Origin of the sequence: Mesorhizobium sp. M0410 (genome assembly GCF_040321435.1) — a bacterium.
Lineage (GTDB): Bacteria > Pseudomonadota > Alphaproteobacteria > Rhizobiales > Rhizobiaceae > Mesorhizobium.
The window spans coordinates 1-2,057 of record NZ_JAMYRN010000065.1 but is presented as its reverse complement, the minus strand read 5'-3'; the positions used below and the strand labels follow the sequence as shown (position 1 = coordinate 2,057).

The 2,057-nt window shown below is 63.1% G+C and carries 2 protein-coding genes and 1 pseudogene; all 3 read left to right on the top strand.

The window, feature by feature from the left end:
• Positions 1-291 precede the first annotated feature (291 nt).
• Positions 292-657 (top strand): annotated as a pseudogene (locus NKI63_RS30595) (tyrosine-type recombinase/integrase); the annotation flags it as partial.
• Positions 654-1,661, top strand: a complete 1,008-nt coding sequence (locus NKI63_RS30590; RefSeq protein WP_352824125.1) for a tyrosine-type recombinase/integrase — start codon at positions 654-656, stop codon at positions 1,659-1,661. The pseudogene NKI63_RS30595 and the gene NKI63_RS30590, both read left to right, overlap by 4 nt.
• Positions 1,662-1,801: 140 nt before the next feature.
• Positions 1,802-2,014, top strand: coding sequence for an IS66 family insertion sequence element accessory protein TnpB (tnpB, locus tag NKI63_RS30585; RefSeq protein WP_352824124.1), 213 nt, complete (start codon positions 1,802-1,804; stop codon positions 2,012-2,014).
• The last annotated feature ends 43 nt before the right edge of the window (positions 2,015-2,057 follow it).

The window sequence follows — 2,057 nt, the reverse complement described above, 5'->3', positions numbered from 1 at the left end:
CCGACACCGCCAAACTGTCCGCGACTTAATGAAACAGCTGTCCGCGACTTAGCGGAATCACTGTCCGGCTTTTGCGAAATGCGCATGCCATCGCATTTCGCCAGGGACCCCTCTCAGGGGGCGGACGATGGTGACGGTGATCGGAGTGTTGGCGAGTTCGGGACTGCGATCGGGCGAAGTGGTCAGGCTTGATCGTTCCGACGTCGATCTGTCCAACGGGATTCTCCTCTTCGGAAGACGAAGTTCCGCAAGGACCGTCTCGTTCCAGTTCACACGACGACCCAAACAGCCCTTCGTCACTACGTGCGTGAGCGCGATGCGGCTTTTCCCACGCCCAAGGACCAGGCCTTCTTCCTCAGCTCCCGAGGCAACCGTCTGTCGGCGAGCGGTCTGCAAAGCGCATTCGCTAAGGTCCGCAAGCTCGCTGGCCTTGATGACGGCAAGCCTTTGAGACCGCACGATCTCAGGCACCGGTTCGCCGTGACCCGTCTTAGCCTCTGGCACGAACAGCGCGCCAACGTTCAGGCGCTTCTGCCTCTGCTTGCCACTTATCTCGGCCACGCCAGCTACAGCGACACGGCCTACTACCTCACTGGCTCTGCGGATCTTCTCGCTATTGCGGCGGAGCGCGCCTTCCTCGATGAAGGTGCAGCATGAGCGAACATTTGCTCCTGGCCCCGCTCCTTGAGTCCTACTTTCGCCGGCGCTTGACCAAGCAGCGCAACGCGACTCCCGCGACCGTGGCCAGCTATCGCGACGCCTTACGCATGCTGATCCTCTTTGCCGCCGCCCGGTTGCGGAAAAAGCCCGCGGCGTTGACGCTCGAAGAGCTTGATCGAGACCTTGTTCTCGCCTTTCTCGACGGACTCGAAGAGAAGCGGAACAACTCCGTCGCCACGCGCAATGCCCGCCTGGCCGCGATCCGATCTTTCTTCCGCCACGTCGCTGCCGCCGACCCGGCGTCCTTCGGCGTCGCCCAACGCGTGCTGACGATTCCCATTAAACGGACGCACATTGAGGTGACGTACCACCTCACCACGGCCGAAGTGGCCACCCTCATCGCGGCGCCCGATCCAAAGACTCCCCGTGGTCGGCGCGACCGCGCCTTTCTGCTCTTCTTGGCACGGACCGGCGCCCGGGTCTCCGAAGCCACCGGCGTCTACGCAAACGATCTTCAGTTCGAGCAGTCGCACCCACAAGTGCTGCTACGCGGCAAGGGGCGCAGAGAAGGCGTCGTCCCTATTTCCACGGACCTGGCGCGAGCGCTGACGACCTTGTTGAGCGAGCGCGGGATCGCCCATCACGAGCCGCGACCGATATTCGTCGGCGCCCGCAACGAGCGCCCTACTCGTTTCGGAGCGATCCATATCGTGCGGCGTGCGGCCGCCGGGGCCGTGGCTGTCAGGCCGGCCTTGGCCGACAAGCCCATATCGCCGCACAGCTTCCGGCACTCCCTCGCCATGAAGCTTCTCCAGTCCGGCGTGGACCTTTTAACGATCCAAGCCTGGCTCGGGCACGCACAGGTCGCCACGACCCACCGCTATGCCGCCGCGGATGTCGAGATGATGCGCAACGGGCTCGAGAAGGCGGGCGTCGCTGGCGACCACGGCGTGCGTTTCCGACCAAACGACGCCGTTCTGCAACTGCTGAATGGCATCTAAATATAATGTGGCGGAGGCAGTCAGACTTGGCCGGCCCTGACGGGCGTCAGGGCGGCTCCGCCACATAATCTCGCCCGACGCATAAAAGCGGATCAGCGCCGATCGTCTCGCGAACAAGTGCGGCCAGCCCCTCCGCACCCTTGCGGATATGCGGAGCTCCGCATCACCGCAAGGGCTTCCCCGGCCTCTCATTGCAGGTGCAGGAGGTGCTGCGCGATCCTCTGAGCGGCTATCTGTTCTGCTTTCGTGGACGCAGGGGCGATCTCCTGAAGGTGATCTGGCACGACGGCCAGGGCGCGTGCCTGTTCACGAACGATCTGCATTCATACTACGTCCCTTTCGTCTTCAGTTGAGAGTTTTTGCCTGGCTGGCATTTTGCCTTCGTGCGGCAGCGCG

Coding starts and splice junctions, on each gene's coding strand:
- NKI63_RS30590 (WP_352824125.1), top strand. CDS start 654: ATGAGCGAACATTTGCTCCTGGCCCCGCTCCTTGAGTCCTACTTTCGC.